General features: G+C 67.8%; 14 protein-coding genes. All 14 read left to right on the forward strand.

What is annotated here, in order from left to right; genetic code table 11:
• Window positions 1–73: 73 nt before the first annotated feature.
• The 14 genes from FFF93_RS07900 (at window position 74) to tpiA (ending at window position 17,922) form a co-directional block, all read left to right on the forward strand.
• Window positions 74–1,792, forward strand: a complete 1,719-nt coding sequence (locus FFF93_RS07900; RefSeq protein ID WP_138770477.1) for an ABC transporter ATP-binding protein — start codon at window positions 74–76, stop codon at window positions 1,790–1,792.
• Window positions 1,789–3,645 carry an ABC transporter ATP-binding protein gene (locus tag FFF93_RS07905; protein WP_395858427.1) on the forward strand — a complete coding sequence of 619 codons (1,857 nt, stop codon included), beginning with the start codon at window positions 1,789–1,791 and terminating at the stop codon, window positions 3,643–3,645. Before FFF93_RS07900 ends, FFF93_RS07905 begins: the two co-directional genes overlap by 4 nt.
• A complete protein-coding gene (locus FFF93_RS07910) occupies window positions 3,642–4,034 on the forward strand; it encodes a GntR family transcriptional regulator (RefSeq protein ID WP_186372258.1) in 393 nt (130 codons plus the stop codon). The genes FFF93_RS07905 and FFF93_RS07910 overlap by 4 nt, the downstream gene beginning before the upstream one ends.
• A 186-nt stretch (window positions 4,035–4,220) precedes the next feature.
• Window positions 4,221–7,076: an excinuclease ABC subunit UvrA gene (gene uvrA, locus FFF93_RS07915; RefSeq protein ID WP_261375416.1), complete on the forward strand. Its 2,856-nt coding sequence runs from the start codon at window positions 4,221–4,223 to the stop codon at window positions 7,074–7,076.
• A 92-nt stretch (window positions 7,077–7,168) separates the two neighbouring features.
• Window positions 7,169–7,906 (forward strand): HAD hydrolase-like protein, encoded by a 738-nt coding sequence (locus FFF93_RS07920; protein WP_138769402.1) that lies wholly within the window; start codon window positions 7,169–7,171, stop codon window positions 7,904–7,906.
• A complete protein-coding gene (locus tag FFF93_RS07925) occupies window positions 7,893–8,561 on the forward strand; it encodes a 1-acyl-sn-glycerol-3-phosphate acyltransferase (protein ID WP_138769401.1) in 669 nt (222 codons plus the stop codon). The genes FFF93_RS07920 and FFF93_RS07925 overlap by 14 nt, the downstream gene beginning before the upstream one ends.
• A 97-nt stretch (window positions 8,562–8,658) precedes the next feature.
• Complete coding sequence (gene uvrC, locus FFF93_RS07930) at window positions 8,659–10,668, forward strand: excinuclease ABC subunit UvrC (RefSeq protein WP_138769400.1); 2,010 nt, start codon at window positions 8,659–8,661, stop codon at window positions 10,666–10,668.
• A gap of 114 nt (window positions 10,669–10,782) precedes the next feature.
• Window positions 10,783–11,706 carry an RNase adapter RapZ gene (gene rapZ, locus FFF93_RS07935; RefSeq protein ID WP_138769399.1) on the forward strand — a complete coding sequence of 308 codons (924 nt, stop codon included), beginning with the start codon at window positions 10,783–10,785 and terminating at the stop codon, window positions 11,704–11,706.
• Window positions 11,706–12,725 (forward strand): uridine diphosphate-N-acetylglucosamine-binding protein YvcK, encoded by a 1,020-nt coding sequence (yvcK, locus tag FFF93_RS07940; protein ID WP_138769398.1) that lies wholly within the window; start codon window positions 11,706–11,708, stop codon window positions 12,723–12,725. The genes rapZ and yvcK overlap by 1 nt, the downstream gene beginning before the upstream one ends.
• Window positions 12,726–12,735: 10 nt before the next feature.
• Window positions 12,736–13,716, forward strand: a complete 981-nt coding sequence (whiA, locus tag FFF93_RS07945) for a DNA-binding protein WhiA (protein WP_066438143.1) — start codon at window positions 12,736–12,738, stop codon at window positions 13,714–13,716.
• Window positions 13,717–13,892: 176 nt separating this feature from the next.
• Entirely contained in the window at window positions 13,893–14,516 is a 624-nt protein-coding gene (locus FFF93_RS07950) for a superoxide dismutase (RefSeq protein WP_138769397.1), read from the forward strand.
• A gap of 264 nt (window positions 14,517–14,780) precedes the next feature.
• Complete coding sequence (gene gap / locus FFF93_RS07955) at window positions 14,781–15,791, forward strand: type I glyceraldehyde-3-phosphate dehydrogenase (RefSeq protein ID WP_138769396.1); 1,011 nt, start codon at window positions 14,781–14,783, stop codon at window positions 15,789–15,791.
• A gap of 10 nt (window positions 15,792–15,801) precedes the next feature.
• Window positions 15,802–17,028: a phosphoglycerate kinase gene (locus tag FFF93_RS07960; protein WP_138769395.1), complete on the forward strand. Its 1,227-nt coding sequence runs from the start codon at window positions 15,802–15,804 to the stop codon at window positions 17,026–17,028.
• A gap of 78 nt (window positions 17,029–17,106) precedes the next feature.
• Window positions 17,107–17,922: a triose-phosphate isomerase gene (tpiA, locus tag FFF93_RS07965; protein WP_138769394.1), complete on the forward strand. Its 816-nt coding sequence runs from the start codon at window positions 17,107–17,109 to the stop codon at window positions 17,920–17,922.
• The last annotated feature ends 1 nt before the right edge of the window (window position 17,923 follow it).

Raw genomic sequence — 17,923 nt, forward strand, 5'->3', positions numbered from 1 at the left:
ATCCGGGCCCTGTTCTGATGATGGAGGTTCGGTGCTCTTTAACCTGATTGGACGGCTGCTCGCCGCCCACAGGATGACCGTCCTGGCCATCATCTTCCTGCAACTCCTGCAGACCACAGCCAATCTGATGCTCCCCACCCTGAACGCTGCCATCATCGACGACGGCATTGTCGCCGGAAACACGCCGGTGATCCTGCGGCTGGGCGGCTGGATGGCGGTTGTCGCCGCGCTCCAGGTTGGCGCCGCCATCGGCGCCGGCTATCTCGGCGCCGTCGTCGCCATGCGCGTGGGGCGGGAACTGCGGGAGGAACTGTTCGCCAAGGTCCAAACCCTCTCCTCTCAGGAGATCGGCGAGTTCGGGGCGCCCAGCCTCGTCACCCGTGCCACCAACGACGTCACCCAGATCCAAAACCTCACGGTCCTCGCTTTTACTATGCTGGTCGCGGCGCCCGCCAGCTTCATCGGCGGGATTGCCCTTGCGGTGCACCAGGACCTTGCCCTGTCCGGGATTGTGGTGGCGGTCATCCCGGTGCTCGCGGTCATCATGTTCCTGATCGTCCGCCGCCTGATTCCGCTCTACCGGCAGGGCCAGAAACTCATTGACCGGATCAGCCGCGTGCTCCGGGAGCAGATCATCGGAGCCAATGTCATCCGTGGCTTCGTCCGCCAGGATCACGAGATCCGCCGCTTCGACGCCGCCAACCGGGACCTCACCAGGAACAACCTGGACTCCGCTCTGCTGGTCGCCGGCATGAATCCGATGATCATGGTGGTGGTGAACCTGTCCTCCGTCGCGGTGGTCTGGTTCGGCGGCCACCGGATCCAGTCCGGAGAGATGCGGCTCGGTGCGCTGACCGCATTCATCGCCTACATTCTGCAGATCCTGATCGCCATCATGATGGCGATGTACGTGTTCACCACGGCACCGCGCGCGGCGGCCTGCGCCGAGCGGATCCAGGCGGTCCTCGACACCGAGCCCGCCATCGACGGACCGGCCGTGGAGCCGGCGGCGGTACCGGACGGGATGGTGCCGGAAGGGACCGTACCGGAAGGGACTGTGGAGTTCCGCGACGTGACCTTCGCCTATCCCGGGGCCGAGGCGCCGGTGCTGGCCGGGGCCTCGTTCACCGCCGTACCCGGGACAACGACGGCGATCGTCGGCGCCACGGGCAGCGGCAAGACCACGCTGCTGAACCTGCTGCCGCGTTTCCTCGATCCGACGGCAGGCACCATCAGCATCGGCGGCCGCGGCACGCGTTCCCTCCCGCTGGCGTCGCTGCGAAGCATGATCGCCATGGTGCCGCAGCACTCCTACCTCTTCTCGGGCACCCTCTCGGAGAACCTGCGGATGGGCGGGCCGGACGCGAGCGACGCGGAACTGTGGCGGGCACTGGAGACTGCCCAGGCCGCGGACTTTGTCCGGGGCCTCGACGGCGGCCTGGACGCCCCGGTCCGCCAGGGCGGCACCAACTTCTCCGGCGGCCAGCGCCAGCGCCTGTGCATCGCCCGGGCGCTGCTCCGGGCCGCCCCGGTCTACGTTTTCGACGACAGCTTTTCCGCCCTCGACTACGGCACCGACGAGCGGCTCCGCGCGGCGCTGGCCCCACTGCTGCGTTCGGCGACGGTGCTGGTCGTGGCGGAACGCGTCGCCACGATCGTGGACGCGGGGCTGATCCTGGTGTTGGAGGACGGCCGGCTGGTCGCGCAAGGCACCCACAAGGAGCTGATGGCGACGTCGCCGACCTACCAGGAAATCGCCGCCTCCCAGCTGGTCCTGGAGGAAACCGCGTGAGCGCCGCCTTCCCGGCTGCCTCCGGGACCGCCGCCAAATGGCGGGCGGCCGGGAGGCTGTTGGGGCTCCTGCGCCCGGTGCGCCTCCGGATGGCCGGCGTCATCGCCGCGACCTGCGGTTTCGCCGCCCTGAACGTGGCCGCGCCCAAATACCTTGGCGACGCCACCGACGTCGTGGTGCAAAGTGTCGTGCGCGGCGCCTTCGACGAGTCGAAGCTGGGACGCCTGCTGCTCGCGGTGGCGCTGATGTACCTCGGCGCCTCGCTGTGCAGCTGGATCCAGGGCGCCCTGACGGCCACGGCGGTGCAGCGGCTCAGTTACGGGCTCCGCGCCTCCGTGGAGCAAAAACTGCATCTGCTGCCCTCCAGCCATTTCGACGACCAGCACCGCGGCGACGTGCTCAGCCGCGCCACCAACGACGTCGACAACGTCTCGCAGGCACTCAACCAGCTGCTCAACCAGCTCATCATGTCGGTCCTGATGCTCTCAGGTGCCCTGGCCATGATGTTCTGGCTGTCGCCGCTGCTGGCGCTGGTGGCCCTCGCCTCGGTGCCGGTCTCCACCGTGATTACCGTGCTCGTGGCGCGGAAGTCGCAGGGACACTTCACCGAGCAGTGGAGCAGCACCGGCGATCTGCACTCGCACCTGGAGGAGTTCTTCACGGGGCACGAGGTGGTGAAGGCATTCGGCCGCCAGCAGGCGGCCGCAGATACGTTCCGGGCGAGTAACGACCGTCTTTTCCGGGCAGCCTCCAGCGCCCAGTACCTGTCCGGCGTCGTCCAGCCGCTGATGATCTTCGTCGCCAACCTGAACTACATCGCGGTCGCGGTGCTCGGCGCGCTGCAGGTCGCCACCGGCACCATGACGATCGGCGGCGTCCAGGCGTTCATCCAGTTCAGCAGGCTCTTCAGCCAGCCGATGGGCCAGATCGGCGGCATGCTGACCCTGATGCAGTCCTGCGCGGCCTCCGCCGAGCGGGTCTTCGCACTGCTGGACGCACCGGAAATCCCCGCAGATGCCCCTGCCGCGGGCGCCGCCGGCGCGGCAAGGGCCGCGGCCGCACGCTCCGGCGGAGAGTCCGCGGGGCCCACGGGCCGGGTCACCTTCGAGGGCGCGACCTTCGGCTACAGCCCCGGCGCGCCCGTGGTGGAGGATCTGTCCTTCACCGTGGAGCCGGGCCAGACGGTGGCGATCGTTGGCCACACCGGTGCCGGAAAGACCACCGTGGTCAACCTCCTGATGCGCTTCTATGAACTCGACGCCGGCAAGATCACCGTGGATGGCCAGGACATTGCGGAACTGCCGCGCGACGGCCTGCGGGCGGCCATCGGCACCGTGATGCAGGATACCTGGCTGTTCACCGGGAGCATCCGGGAGAACATCGAATACGGCCGTCCCGGCGCCAGCGACGCCGACATCACCGCCGCAGCCCAGGCAAGCCACGTGGACCAGTTCGTGCGTGCCCTCCCGGCCGGCTACGCCACCATGCTGGGCAACGACGGCGACTCGCTCAGCCGCGGCCAGCGACAGCTCATCTCAATCGCCCGGGCGCAACTGGCCGGCCGCAGCATCCTGATCCTCGACGAGGCCACCAGCTCGGTGGACAGCAGGACGGAGGTCCAGATCCGGCAGGCCATGTCCAAGCTGCGGCAGGGCAGGACCAGCTTCGTGATCGCCCACCGCTTGTCCACCGTCCGCGACGCTGATCTAATTCTCGTCATGGACCACGGACGGATTGTTGAACAAGGGAACCACCAGGAACTGATGGCGGGGGAGGGCCTCTACACGGGCCTCTACCGTGCCCAGTTCGCCGGCCGGGAAGAATTCGACGGCGTCCTGGAGCCCGAACTGTGACCTCGCCGGAGTCCGGCCTGGCACGCTTTCCCGGCGGCTGGAAACCCAACACCGGCAGCTCGGTACCGCTGTTCGAACAGCTCCGGCTGAACATCATCGAGCGGGCCGACGACGGCACCCTGGCTCCGGGCACCCGGCTACCCGCCGTCCGCAGCCTGGCGGCCGATCTCGGTGTCGCGCCGCACACCGTGGCGCGCGCCTACAAGGAACTCGAGGCCGCCGGCGTCGTCGCCACCCGTGGCAGGAACGGCACCGTCGTGTGTGCCCGCGACGAGGCCTGGGGCTCACTGAGCGCGGCCGCCGCGGAATTCGCGGCGGCCGCCAAAGCCCAGGGCGCCAGCTTCGCCGAAGCCGTCCAACTCCTGGCGGCCGCATACGACCGCCATTAGCTCAACCGCCAATAGCACAACAGCAGCCGGAATGGATATTCGAAGAAGTTTTCGATTAGCATTGGAGGCGTGCCTAAAGCCGTAGCTGAAGAACCTGCCGTCGATGTCCAGCCCGCCGCCGCTCCGGAAAAGTCCGGAAAAGGCGCCGGCCCCCAGCCATCCGGACCGGCGTCGCCGGGCGCGGAGCTGGTCCGCCCCGACCTTTCCCGACTGGTCGTGAAGGGCGCACGCGAACACAACCTGCGCAACGTCGACCTCGACCTGCCCCGCGACGCGATGATTGTCTTCACGGGGCTTTCCGGCTCCGGTAAATCCTCGCTCGCCTTCGACACAATCTTCGCCGAAGGCCAGCGCCGCTACGTCGAGTCGCTCTCCGCCTACGCCCGCCAGTTCCTCGGCCAGGTGGACAAGCCCGACGTCGACTTCATCGAAGGCCTGTCGCCGGCCGTCTCGATCGACCAGAAGTCCACCAGCAAGAACCCCCGCTCCACCGTGGGCACGATCACCGAGATCTACGACTACATGCGCCTGCTCTGGGCCCGCGTGGGTCGCCCGCACTGCCCGGTCTGCGGCGAGCCCGTCACCAAGCAGACCCCCCAGCAGATCGTCGACCAGCTGCTGGAACTGCCCGAGGGCACCCGGTTCCAGGTGCTGGCCCCGGTGGTCCGCGGCCGCAAGGGCGAATTCGTCGAGCTGTTCAAGGAGCTCACCGCCAAGGGCTACTCCCGGGCCCGGGTGGACGACAAACTGATCCAGCTCAGCGAGCCGCCCAAGCTCGGCAAGCAGTTCAAGCACACCATCGAAGTCGTCGTGGACCGCCTGGTCGTGAAGGAAGGCATCAGCCAGCGACTCACGGACTCGGTGGAAACCGCGCTGGGCCTGGCCGAGGGCCGTGTCCTGGCCGAATTCGTCGACCTCGAGGCGGACGATCCGGAGCGGATCCGGGCCTTCTCGGAGCACCTCGCCTGCCCCAACGAGCACCCTCTCGCGATTGACGAAATCGAGCCCCGCTCGTTCTCCTTCAACAACCCCTTCGGCGCCTGCTCGGCCTGCAGCGGCATCGGCACCAAGCTCGAAGTGGACGAGGAACTCCTCATCCCCAACTCCGAGCTCTCGCTCTCCGAGGGCGCCATTGCGCCCTGGTCGCTGGGCGCCGCCACCACCGAATACTGGAACCGGCTCCTCGGCGGCCTGGCTAAAGAGCTCGGCTTCAAGATGACCACGCCCTGGGAGAAGCTCTCCGCCGAGGCGCGGCAGACCGTGCTGCACGGCAAGGACCACAAGGTCGTGGTGCAGTACCGCAATCGTTTCGGCCGGGAGCGCAAATACAGCACCGGCTTTGAAGGCGTGGTCCAGTACGTGCACCGCAAGCACACCGAAACCGACTCGGACTCGGCCAGGGACCGCTACGAGGAGTACATGCGGCAGGTCCCGTGCCCGGCGTGCAATGGCGCCCGGCTGAACCCGGCGTCGCTGTCGGTCCTGATCAACGGCAAGTCCATCGCGGAGGTCGCCGCGCTGCCGATGCGCGAGTGCGCACACTTCCTGGACAGCCTGGTCCTCACCGGCCGCGAGGCCCAGATCGCCCACCAGGTTCTCAAGGAGATCCAGGCCCGCCTGACCTTCCTGCTCGACGTCGGCCTGGAATACCTGAACCTCGAACGGCCCTCCGGCACCCTGTCCGGCGGCGAGGCCCAGCGCATCCGGCTGGCCACCCAGATCGGCTCCGGCCTCGTCGGCGTCCTCTACGTCCTGGACGAGCCCTCCATCGGTCTGCACCAGCGCGACAACCGGCGCCTGATCGAAACCCTGACCAGGCTCAGGGACCTTGGCAACACCCTGATCGTGGTCGAACACGATGAGGACACCATCCAGGAGGCCGACTGGGTGGTGGACATCGGACCCGGCGCCGGCGAGCATGGCGGCATGGTGGTGCACTCCGGGTCCTATCATGACCTGCTGAAGAACACCGAGTCCCTGACCGGGGACTACCTCTCGGGCCGGAAGTCCATCGCGGTGCCGAAGAAGCGCCGCAAGTACGACAAGAAGCGCGAGCTGAAGGTCGTCGGGGCCAAGGAAAACAACCTGCTCAACGTTGACGCCGCCTTCCCGCTGGGCCTGTTTACGGCCGTCACCGGTGTCAGCGGTTCAGGCAAGTCCACCCTGGTCAACGAGATCCTCTACAAGGTGCTCGCCAACAAGCTCAACGGCGCCAAGCAGGTCGCCGGGCGGCACAAAACCGTCCAGGGCCTCGAGCACCTGGACAAGGTGGTGCACGTCGACCAGAGCCCCATCGGCCGGACCCCGCGCTCCAACCCGGCCACCTACACGGGCGTCTTCGACCACATCAGGAAGCTCTTCGCCGAGACCACTGAGGCCAAGGTCCGCGGCTACCAGCCCGGCCGGTTCTCCTTCAACGTCAAGGGCGGCCGCTGCGAGGCCTGCTCCGGCGACGGCACGCTGAAGATCGAGATGAACTTCCTGCCGGACGTCTACGTGCCCTGCGAGGTCTGCCACGGCGCACGCTACAACCGCGAAACGCTCGAGGTGCACTACAAGGGCAAGACCATCGCGGACGTCCTCAATATGCCGATCGAGGAGGGCGCGGAGTTCTTCGCCGCCTTCTCGCCGATCGCGCGGCACCTGAAGACCCTCGTCGACGTCGGCCTCGGCTACGTGCGGCTGGGCCAGCCCGCAACGACGCTCTCGGGCGGCGAGGCGCAGCGCGTGAAACTGGCCGCGGAACTGCAGAAACGCTCCAACGGCCGCAGCGTCTACGTCCTGGATGAGCCGACCACCGGCCTGCACTTCGAGGACATCCGCAAGCTGCTGATGGTGCTGCAGGGACTGGTCGAAAAGGGCAACACCGTGATCACGATCGAGCACAACCTCGACGTCATCAAGAGCGCCGACTGGATTGTGGACCTGGGCCCCGACGGCGGTTCCGGCGGCGGCCGGATCGTCGCGTCCGGCACACCGGAGCAGGTGGCGAAGTCCAAGGACAGCCACACCGCGGCGTTCCTCGCCGACATCCTGGGCTGACGGCGGGCGCGGACGGCGGAAATTTTCCCTGATCTATTCCCGACAGGGCATGCAATTTTCTGCCATCCGCGCGGTCGTGAGAAACTACTCCGGTGACCCATACAACTGTGCCTGTGATCTTTGACCTCGATGGCACTCTTGTCGATCCGGCCGGGGGGATCACGGACGGGATCGCGGCGGCCCTCACCGAACTCGGCCTGCCGGTTCCGGGCAGGGACCGGCTGGACGCTATGATCGGGCCGAAGCTGAGCCATTCGCTGAGGGACGTCGCAGGGGTCCCGCCCGAACAACTCGAGGACGCCATCCGCATCTACCGCGGGGACTACCTGGCCAGCGGCATCGCCCAAAGCAGGCTTTACCCGGGCATCCGGGCGCTGCTGAAAACCCTGGTCGAGGCAGGACGGCCCGTCGCCGTCGCCACCCAGAAGCCCGAAGGCATCGCCCGCACCGTCCTGGAGCACCACGGCATCGCCGCCCTGTTCCACACCATCCGCGGCTCGGCTGCCAACGAGGCGGCAGCCGCCGGTGCGCCGTCCGGGAAAGCTTCCATCGTGGCCGCGGCACTGGCGGACCTCTCCACCCGGAATGGTGCGGACATCCAGCACGCCGTGATGGTGGGGGACCGGGCACAGGACGTGGCCGGAGCGGCTGCGAACGGACTCGACTGCATCGGCGTAGGCTGGGGTTTTGCGCCCGACGGCGAACTGCACGCGGCCGGCGCCGTCGAGATCGTGCACACCACCCAGGCGCTCCACGCTACGATCACCAGACTCTCCGAACGCCCGGGGACCGAAGCCCTGAATGAGGTGCACACCATTGGCAATGTTTGACGCGATCCGCTGGACCACCCGCGGGCTCATTTCCTCGACCTGCCGTCCCACCGTGATCGGCCTCGAGAATGTGCCCAAGGAGGGCCCCTTCATCGTGGCGCCGAACCACCTCTCCTTCCTGGACAGCGTGATCGTGCAGGCCCTTATGCCCCGGCCGGTGGCGTTCTTCGCCAAAGCGGAATACTTCACCACCGGCGGCGCCAAGGGCCGGATGATGAAGTCCTTCTTCGAGGCCGTGGGCTCCATCCCGGTCGAACGCGGCGAACAGGCCGCCAGCGTCCAGGCACTGAAGACGCTGCTGGACATCCTCGACGCCGGCAAGGGCGTGGGAATCTACCCGGAGGGCACCCGCTCGCGCGACGGCATCCTCTACCGCGGCCGCACCGGCGTCGGCTGGCTTGCCCTCACCACCGGCGCCCCGGTGATCCCGGTCGGACTGATCGGCACGGAGAACCTGCAACCCGCGGACAGCAACAAGGTCAAGCCCCAGCACTTCACCATGAAGGTGGGCGAGCCGCTCTACTTCGAGAAAACCGGGCCGGACCATTCCCTCCCCGCGCGGCGCCAGGTCACGGACCGCATTATGGACGCCATCGCGGAACTCAGCGGGCAGCAACGGGCCACCACCTACAACCAGAGCAAGAGCGTCGACTAATCGGGGCACCCGCCTGCGCACCGCCTCGGGGCCGTGCCTCCGCTACGCCGGCGGGCCCTTGCCGGCCGGCTCCGTGAAGGCTCAGTAGAATAGATCAGTGGCAAATCCAGCTAGTTACCGGCCCCAGACCGGGGAGATCCCGACCAACCCGGGTGTGTACCGCTTTCGCGACCCGCACGGCCGGGTCATTTACGTGGGCAAGGCCAAGAACCTCCGCTCCCGGCTGAACTCCTACTTCGCCAACCCCGCCGGCCTGCTGCCCAAGACCTACGCGATGGTCCACACCGCCAGCAGCGTGGAGTGGACGGTGGTGGGCAGCGAGCTGGAATCACTGCAGCTGGAATACACCTGGATCAAGGAATTCAAGCCGCGGTTCAACGTGATGTTCCGGGACGACAAGTCCTACCCGTACCTGGCCGTCACGATGGGGGAGAAGTACCCCCGGGTGCAGGTCCTGCGCGGCGAACGGCGCAAGGGGACACGGTATTTCGGCCCGTACACGGCGGGAGCCATCCGCGACACCATGGACACCCTGCTGCGGGTCTTCCCGGTCCGCAGCTGCAGTCCCGGGGTCCTGAAGCGCGCCGAGGCCAGCGGTCGGCCCTGCCTGCTCGGCTACATCGACAAATGCGCCGCCCCCTGCGTGGGCCGCATCTCGGCCGAAGACCACCGGGCCCTCGCCGAAGATTTCTGCGCCTTTATGGGCGGCGAAGCCAAGCGCTTCGTCTCCCGGCTGGAGAAGGACATGGCCGCCGCCGTGGCCGAGCTCGATTACGAACGCGCCGCCCGGGTCCGGGACGACATTGTCGCGCTGAAGAAGGTCTTTGAACGCAACGCCGTAGTCCTCGCCGAAGACACCGACGCGGACGTGTTCGCGCTCTACGAGGACGAACTCGAGGCGGCGGTCCAGGTCTTCCACGTGCGGGGCGGCCGGATCCGCGGCCAGCGCGGCTGGGTGGTGGAAAAGGTCGAGGATTCCACCACCCCTGACCTCGTGGAACACCTGCTGCAGCAGGTCTACGGCGAGGAAGCCGGAAGCCAGGGCCGGCTGCCCCGCGAGGTGCTGGTCCCCGCCGAGCCCAGCAATGCCGCCGAGCTCGCCCAGTGGCTCAGCGGGCTGCGCGGCGCCCGGGTGGACGTCCGCGTGCCGCAGCGCGGCGACAAGGCCGCGCTGCTTTCCACCGTGCGGGACAACGCCGAACACGCGCTCAAGCTGCACAAGTCCCGCCGCGCCGGCGACCTGACCATGCGTTCCCAGGCGCTGCAGGAGCTCCAGGAAGCCCTGGACCTGCCCGTTGCGCTGTTGCGGATCGAATGCTTCGACATCTCGCATGTGCAGGGCACCAACGTCGTGGGCTCGATGGTGGTGGTCGAGGACGGCCTGCCCAAGAAATCGGACTACCGGAAGTTCTCGGTCACGGGGGAGGCTGCCAACGACGACACCGCCGCCATGCACGACGTCCTGACGCGGCGTTTCCGAAACTACCTGCAGGAACAGGCCGAGAAGACGGACCCCGGTTCCTCCCCCCTGGCTGCCGCCCAGGCCGCCGCCGTGGCCGACGCCCCGCTTGAGGACACCACGACGCCGGCGCCACGGACCAAGTTCGCCTACCCGCCCAACCTCGTCGTCGTCGACGGCGGCAAGCCCCAGGTCAACGCCGCCGCCCGAGCCCTGGCCGAACTCGGTATCGACGACGTGTACGTCGTCGGACTGGCCAAGCGGCTGGAGGAGGTCTGGCTGCCGGACAGCGACTTCCCGGTCATCCTGCCGCGCGCTTCGGCCGGGCTTTACCTGCTGCAGCGGATCCGCGACGAGGCGCACCGCTTCGCCATCACCTTCCACCGGCAAAAGCGCGGCAAAGCCATGACGGCCTCCGCGCTCGACGGCGTCCCCGGCCTGGGCGAGTCCAAGCGCAAGGCGCTGCTGAACCAGTTCGGCTCGGTCAAGAGCATCCGGGCCGCCAGCATCGAGGAGTTGACGGCCGCGAAGGGCATCGGTCCTGCCCTGGCCGGCGCCATCGTGCGGCATTTTAGCGACGACTCGGGCCCGGACGGCCTGGTTGCGCCGGCAATTAACATGACGACCGGCGAAATCCTCGAAACTTAGCTAGCTCCGGCAATCTTGGCTAGGGTAAGGAGCTGAGGCACGACGCGGCCGGCAGGCAACTGCCCCGCGCCGCGACCTCGCGGCAGAGCAAACAGCAGAGATGGGGCACGACTGATGGCAGAGTCAACGGCAGGATCCGGCGTGGAGGCGGACGGGTTGACCCCCGTCAAGCCCGTAGAGGCGGAGCTGCTCGTGGTGACCGGGATGTCGGGGGCCGGCCGGAGCACCGCCTCGGATGCCCTCGAGGACCACGGCTGGTACGTCGTGGAAAACCTGCCGCCGCAGATGCTTGGAACGCTCGCGGAACTCGTCTCCCACGCCCCGCGCTCCATCTCCAAGCTCGCCGTCGTCATGGACGTCCGCAGCAAGGACCTCTTCGCCGACATCCGCACCGCGCTGCGCAACCTGGAGGCCAGCGGTGTCACCTTCCGGGTCCTGTTCCTGGATGCCAGCGAAGACGTCCTTGTCCGCCGCTTCGAACAGGGCCGGCGCCCGCACCCGCTGCAGGGCGGCGGACGGATCCTCGACGGAATCGCCGCGGAACGCGAACTGCTGCACGAGCTGCGCGAATCCTCCGACATCGTCCTGGACACCTCCGCGCTCAATGTCCACGGACTCGCCACCGCCATCACCGAGCTGTTCAGCGAAACCGGTCCGGTGGCACTGCGCCTGAACGTCATGAGTTTCGGCTTCAAGTACGGACTGCCGGTGGACGCCAACTTCGTCGCCGACGCCCGCTTCATCCCGAACCCGCACTGGGTGCCGCAACTGCGCCCGCACACCGGGCTGGACAAGGACGTCAGTGACTACGTGCTCGAAGCGGAGGGCGTCAGCAACTTCGTGGAACGCTACGTGCTGGCGCTCGAACCGGTCCTGGACGGCTACCGGCGGGAGAACAAGCACTATGCGACGATCGCCGTCGGCTGCACCGGCGGGAAGCACCGCTCGGTAGCCGTTGCCGTTGAACTCTCGCGCCGGCTCGCACAGTACCCCCGCGTCACCGTCACCACCACCCACCGGGATCTGGGCCGCGAATAATGGCGCTCCTGACCGGGCCCCTGCCCCTGGTTCCGGCCGCCAGCGCGGCCTTCGCCGGCCAGCAGGACAAAGGCCCCTCCGTGGTCGCCCTGGGCGGCGGCCACGGCCTCTCCGCCTCGCTCTCGGCCCTGCGCCTGCTCACCTCCGAGCTGACCGCCATCGTCACCGTCGCGGACGACGGCGGCTCCTCCGGCCGGCTGCGCGAGGAGTACGGCGTGCTGCCGCCCGGTGACCTCAGGATGGCGCTCTCCGCGCTCTGCGACGACACCGACTGGGGCCGGACCTGGCGCGACGTCATGCAGCACCGCTTCGTCCCCGGCAAGGGCCGCGGCGGCTCCCTCGACGAGCACGCCATGGGCAACCTGCTGATCGTCACGCTGTGGGAACTGCTGGGGGACACCGTGGCCGGCCTGCAGTGGGCCGGCGCGCTCCTCGGCGCCCGGGGGCAGGTCCTTCCGATGTCCACCACCCCGCTCACCATCGAGGGCCAGGCCCGGGTCTCGCGGCCCGACGGCACATCGGCCCTGGAGACGGTCAGCGGGCAGGCCCGGTGTGCCGTCGCCGGCCGGCTCGAGGCCGTCCGCCTGCTGCCCGAGGCCGCCCCCGCCTGCGTCGAGGCGCTGACCGCGATTGAGCTCGCGGACTGGGTGGTCCTCGGCCCCGGCTCCTGGTACACCTCCGTCCTGCCGCACCTGCTGCTCCCGGAGATGCGCGACGCGCTGTGCAGCACCGAAGCCCGGCGCTGCCTCACGATGAACCTCGCCACGGACACCAAGGAGACACTCGGCATGTCCGCCGCCGACCACCTGCGCGTGCTGCGGGAGTACGCCCCGGAGTTCACCATCGATGTCGTCCTGGCCGACCCGGCCTCGGTGCCTGACCTGCCGGACTTCGAGCGGGCCGCAGGGATGCTCGGAGCTGAGGTGGTCTTGGGTAAAGTAGGGGCGTCGAGCCGCCGGCCGATCCACGACCCGCTGCGTCTGGCAACGGCGTACCACGACATTTTCGGGAACAGGTAGGAAAGGTGCCATGGCACTGACAGCATCAGTCAAGGAAGAACTTTCCCGGCTGGATATCAAGAAGTCCTCGGTCCGCAAGGCCGAGGTGTCCGCCATGCTCCGTTTCGCGGGGGGATTGCATATCATCTCCGGCCGGATCGTGATCGAGGCCGAAGTGGACCTCGCTTCGACCGCGCGCCGGCTCCGTGCCGCCATTGCGGAAGTCTATGGACACCAGAGCGAGATCATCGTGGTCTCCGGCGGCGGGCTGCGCCGCGGCAGCCGCTACGTAGTGCGGGTGGTCCGCGACGGCGAAGCCCTCGCCCGCCAGACCGGCCTGCTGGACGCCCGGGGCCGGCCCGTCCGCGGCCTGCCCTCCGTTGTGGTGAACGGCTCCGCCGCCGACGCCGAGGCAGTCTGGCGCGGTGCGTTCCTGGCCCACGGCTCGCTCACCGAGCCCGGCCGGTCCTCCGCGATGGAGGTCACCTGCCCAGGCCCCGAGTCGGCCCTCGCGCTCGTCGGCGCGGCGCGCCGTCTCGGCATCCAGGCCAAGGCCCGCGAAGTCAGGGGAGTGGACCGCGTGGTGATCCGCGACGGCGACACGATTGCCGCGCTGCTGACCAGGATGGGCGCGCACGACGCGCTTATGGTCTGGGAGGAACGGCGGATGCGCAAGGAAGTCCGTGCCACCGCGAACCGGCTCGCCAACTTCGACGACGCGAACCTGCGCCGCTCGGCCCAGGCCGCCGTCGCCGCCGGCGCCCGCGTGGACCGCGCGCTGGAGATCCTCGGCGACGACGTTCCGGACCACCTCAAGTACGCCGGCGAACTGCGCGTGGCCCACAAACAGGCCAGCCTCGACGAGCTCGGCCGCCTCGCCGACCCGGTCATGACGAAGGACGCCATTGCCGGCCGGATCCGCCGGCTGCTGGCGATGGCGGACAAGCGGGCGCAGGACCTCGGCATCCCGGGGACCGAGGCCAACGTGACGCCGGAAATGCTGGACGAGTAGCCACCGCCGGGGATCAGGGCCAGAATCGGATCCAGCGGCCGGGAATACCCCGGCGCAGCCGGAGGCTATGACCACTGGATCCCCATCCATGAAAACTTCCGGGTGTTGAACCATCCGGATGCACAATCCGAGAGTTAGCAAAACCGGACGAGCCGTCCACGACATTGGAGGATTTTGTGACCGAATACGTACTGCCTGAACTTGATTACGACTACGCCGCGCTGGAGCCGCACATCTCCGCGAAAATCATGGAGCTGCACCACAGCAAGCACCACGCGGCCTACGTCGCCGGCGCCAACAACGCGCTGAAGCAGCTGGCGGAGGCCCGCGAGAAGGGCGATTTCGCCAACATCAACCGCCTCTCCAAGGACCTCGCCTTCCACACCGGCGGCCACATCAACCACTCCGTGTTCTGGAAGAACCTCTCCCCGGACGGCGGCGACAAGCCCGAAGGCGAGCTCGCTGCCGCCATCGACGATGCGTTCGGGTCCTTCGACGCGTTCCGCGCCCAGTTCAGCGCCGCGGCCCTTGGCCTGCAGGGCTCCGGCTGGGGCTTCCTGGCCTACGAGCCGATCGGCGGCAACCTCGTCATCGAGCAGCTCTACGACCAGCAGGGCAATGTGGCGCTGGGCACCACCCCGCTGCTGATGCTGGACATGTGGGAGCACGCCTTCTACCTGGACTACGTCAACGTCAAGGCCGACTACGTCAAGGCGTTCTGGAACATCGTGAACTGGGCCGACGTCGCCAAGCGTTTCGACGCCGCCCGGAAGAACGCCACCGGCCTGATCACCCTCTAAGGGCGGCAGACCGACATATCACTGTAACAAAGCTCACATTTCGGGCCGTTCGGCCCGGATCGTGGAAGGTCCGCCCCCGCACTTGCGGGGGCGGGTCCAGTTAAACGTAAGATGGATCACGGAAGGCGGTTAGCCTTCAGCAACGTGGCTGGTCGCCCTCCGATCTGGTAATCATCTCTGCCCAATGGCGTGCGGGATCTGTTAGTTGGCTTGAACGCCTACTCAACTAGTCGTGCTTGATAGAGCACCAAGGAGACTGAAAACGTGACGACACGTATTGGTATCAACGGCTTCGGCCGCATCGGCCGCAACTACTTCCGCGCCGCACTCGCCCAGGGAGCCGACCTTGAGATCGTTGCCGTCAACGACCTCACCAGCCCGGAGGCCCTCGCCCACCTCTTCAAGTACGACTCCGTCGGCGGCCGGCTGGCCGAATCCATCGAGGTGAAGGACGGCAACATCGTCGTCGACGGCAAGACCGTGAAGGTCCTCGCCGAGCGCGACCCGGCCAAGCTGCCCTGGGGCGAGCTGGGTGTCGACATCGTGATCGAGTCCACCGGCTTCTTCACCAAGGCAGCCGATGCGCAGAAGCACATCGACGCCGGCGCCAAGAAGGTCCTGATCTCCGCTCCCGCCTCCGACGAGGACATCACGATCGTGATGGGCGTCAATGACGGCCTCTACGACCCGGCCGCGCACAACATCATCTCCAACGCCTCCTGCACCACCAACTGCCTCGGCCCGCTCGCCAAGGTGGTCAACGACGCCTTCGGCATCGAGCGTGGCCTGATGACCACGATCCACGCCTACACCGCGGACCAGAACCTGCAGGACGGCCCGCACAAGGACCTCCGCCGGGCCCGCGCAGCCGCCATCAACATGGTCCCCACCTCCACGGGCGCCGCCAAGGCCATCGGCCTCGTCCTCCCGGAGCTCAAGGGCAAGCTGGATGGCTACGCCATACGCGTCCCGGTCCCCACCGGCTCCGCCACCGACCTCACCGTCACCGTCTCGCGCGAAACCACCGTCGAGGAGGTCAACGCCGCGCTGAAGGCCGCCTCCGAGTCCGACGAGCTGAAGGGCCTGCTGACCTACACCGACGAGCCGATTGTCTCCTCGGACATCGTCGGCGACCCGGCGTCGTCGATCTTCGACTCCGGCCTGACCAAGGTCATCGGCAACCAGGTCAAGGTTGTTTCCTGGTATGACAACGAATGGGGCTACTCCAACCGCCTCGTCGACCTCACGGAGCTCGTCGCGTCGAAGCTGGGCTAGGGTAAGACTCATGACATTCCACACCCTCGACGAACTGATCGCTGAAGGTGTCCGCGGGCGGTACGTTCTGGTCAGAAGTGACCTGAACGTGCCGCTCGACGGCTCTACAGTGACTGACGACGGCCGGATCAAGGCCTCCCTGCCGGTGCTGGCGACACTCGCGGACGCCGGTGCCCGTGTGCTGGTCACAGCACACCTCGGCCGCCCCAAGGGCGCCCCGGACGAGAAGTACTCGCTCAAGCCTGCGGTTGCCCGGCTGGCCGAGCTCGCCCCGTTCAAGGTCACCCTGGCCGGCGACACCGTAGGCGAGGCCGCGGCCGCGGCCGCCGCGGCGCTGCAGGACGGCGAAGCCCTGGTCCTCGAAAACGTGCGCTTCGACGCCCGCGAAACCTCCAAGGACGACGCCGAACGCGGCGCCTTCGCGGATGAACTGGTGGCCCTCACCGGTGCCAACGGCGCCTTCGTGGACGATGCCTTTGGTGCAGTGCACCGAAAGCACGCCAGCGTCTACGACGTGGCCACCCGGCTCCCGTCCTACCAGGGCGACCTGGTCCGCACCGAGGTCGAGGTGCTGCGCAAGCTCACCACCGACACGCAGCGTCCCTACGTCGTTGTGCTCGGCGGGTCTAAGGTTTCGGACAAGCTCGCGGTGATCGACAACCTGATCGGCAAGGCGGACACCATCCTGGTGGGCGGCGGCATGCTGTTCACCTTCCTCGCAGCCGAGGGCCACAAGGTCGCCGGCAGCCTGCTGGAAGAGGACCAGATCCCGGTCGTCCAGGAGTACCTCAAGCGGGCGGCGGACGCGGGGACCGAATTCGTCGTCCCCACCGACGTCGTCGTCGCCAGCAAGTTCGCCGCGGACGCGGAGCACGAGACGGTTCCGGCCGACTCGATCGAGTCCGGCCGCTTCGGCGCCGCCGGCATCGGCCTGGACATCGGCCCCGACTCGGCGGCCGCCTTCGCGGAACGGATCCAGGGCGCCAAGACGGTCTTCTGGAACGGCCCCATGGGTGTCTTCGAGTTCCCCGCCTTCGCCGGCGGCACCCGGGCGGTCGCCCAGGCCCTGACCGAGACCGCGGCGTTCACGGTCGTGGGCGGCGGCGACTCCGCCGCTGCGGTCCGGACCCTCGGTTTCGCCGATGACCAGTTCGGACACATCTCCACCGGCGGCGGCGCCAGCCTGGAATACCTTGAAGGCAAGGAACTCCCCGGCCTGAGCGTCCTGGACCGCTAGGACCACCAGCCGGCAGGGTGGCCGTCCCGTACGCCACCCTGCCGGCTCTTTCACTGCTACGAACCTTTTGGAGATCACGTGACAACGTCAACCAACGGCAAGTACGACCGCAAGCCCTTCATCGCAGGCAACTGGAAGATGAACATGGACCACGTCCAGGGCATCACCCTCCTGCAGAAGCTGGCCTGGACCCTGTCCGACGCCAAGCACGACTACAGCCGGGTGGAGGTTGCCGTGTTCCCGCCGTTCACCGACCTCCGCGGCGTGCAGACCCTCGTCCAGGGTGACGAGCTGGACGTCGCCTACGGCGGCCAGGACCTCTCGCAGTTCGACTCCGGCGCTTACACCGGGGACATCTCGGGGCAGTTCCTCGCCAAGCTCGGCTGCCGGTACGTCCTGGTGGGCCACAGCGAACGCCGCACCATCCACCACGAGTCCGACGAGGTCCTCAACGCCAAGACCAAGGCGGCTTTCCGGCACGGCATCACGCCGGTGCTGTGCGTCGGCGAAGGCCTCGAGGTCCGCCAGGCCGGCACCCACGTCGAGCACACCCTCGCGCAGCTCCGGGCCGGCGTCGAAGGGCTCAGCCCGGAACAGGCCGCGGAGCTGGTTGTCGCCTACGAGCCCGTGTGGGCCATCGGTACCGGTGAAGTCGCCGGCCCGGAGGACGCGCAGGAGATGTGCGCCGCGATCCGTGCGGAGCTGGCCAGCCTCTTCGACGCCTCGGTCGCCGCGAAGACGCGCCTGCTCTACGGGGGTTCGGTGAAGGCCAACAACGCCGCGTCGATCCTCAAGGAACGCGACGTGGACGGATTGCTGGTCGGTGGTGCCAGCCTGGACGCCGCCGAGTTTGCTAATATTGTCAGGTTCGAGAGTCACTTGCTGACGGACTAGT

Origin of the sequence: Arthrobacter sp. KBS0702 (assembly GCF_005937985.2) — a bacterium.
GTDB lineage: Bacteria > Actinomycetota > Actinomycetes > Actinomycetales > Micrococcaceae > Arthrobacter.

Coding starts and splice junctions, on each gene's coding strand:
- FFF93_RS07900 (WP_138770477.1), top strand. CDS start 74: ATGACCGTCCTGGCCATCATCTTCCTGCAACTCCTGCAGACCACAGCC.
- rapZ (WP_138769399.1), top strand. CDS start 10,783: ATGGCAGAGTCAACGGCAGGATCCGGCGTGGAGGCGGACGGGTTGACC.
- yvcK (WP_138769398.1), top strand. CDS start 11,706: ATGGCGCTCCTGACCGGGCCCCTGCCCCTGGTTCCGGCCGCCAGCGCG.
- whiA (WP_066438143.1), top strand. CDS start 12,736: ATGGCACTGACAGCATCAGTCAAGGAAGAACTTTCCCGGCTGGATATC.
- FFF93_RS07960 (WP_138769395.1), top strand. CDS start 15,802: ATGACATTCCACACCCTCGACGAACTGATCGCTGAAGGTGTCCGCGGG.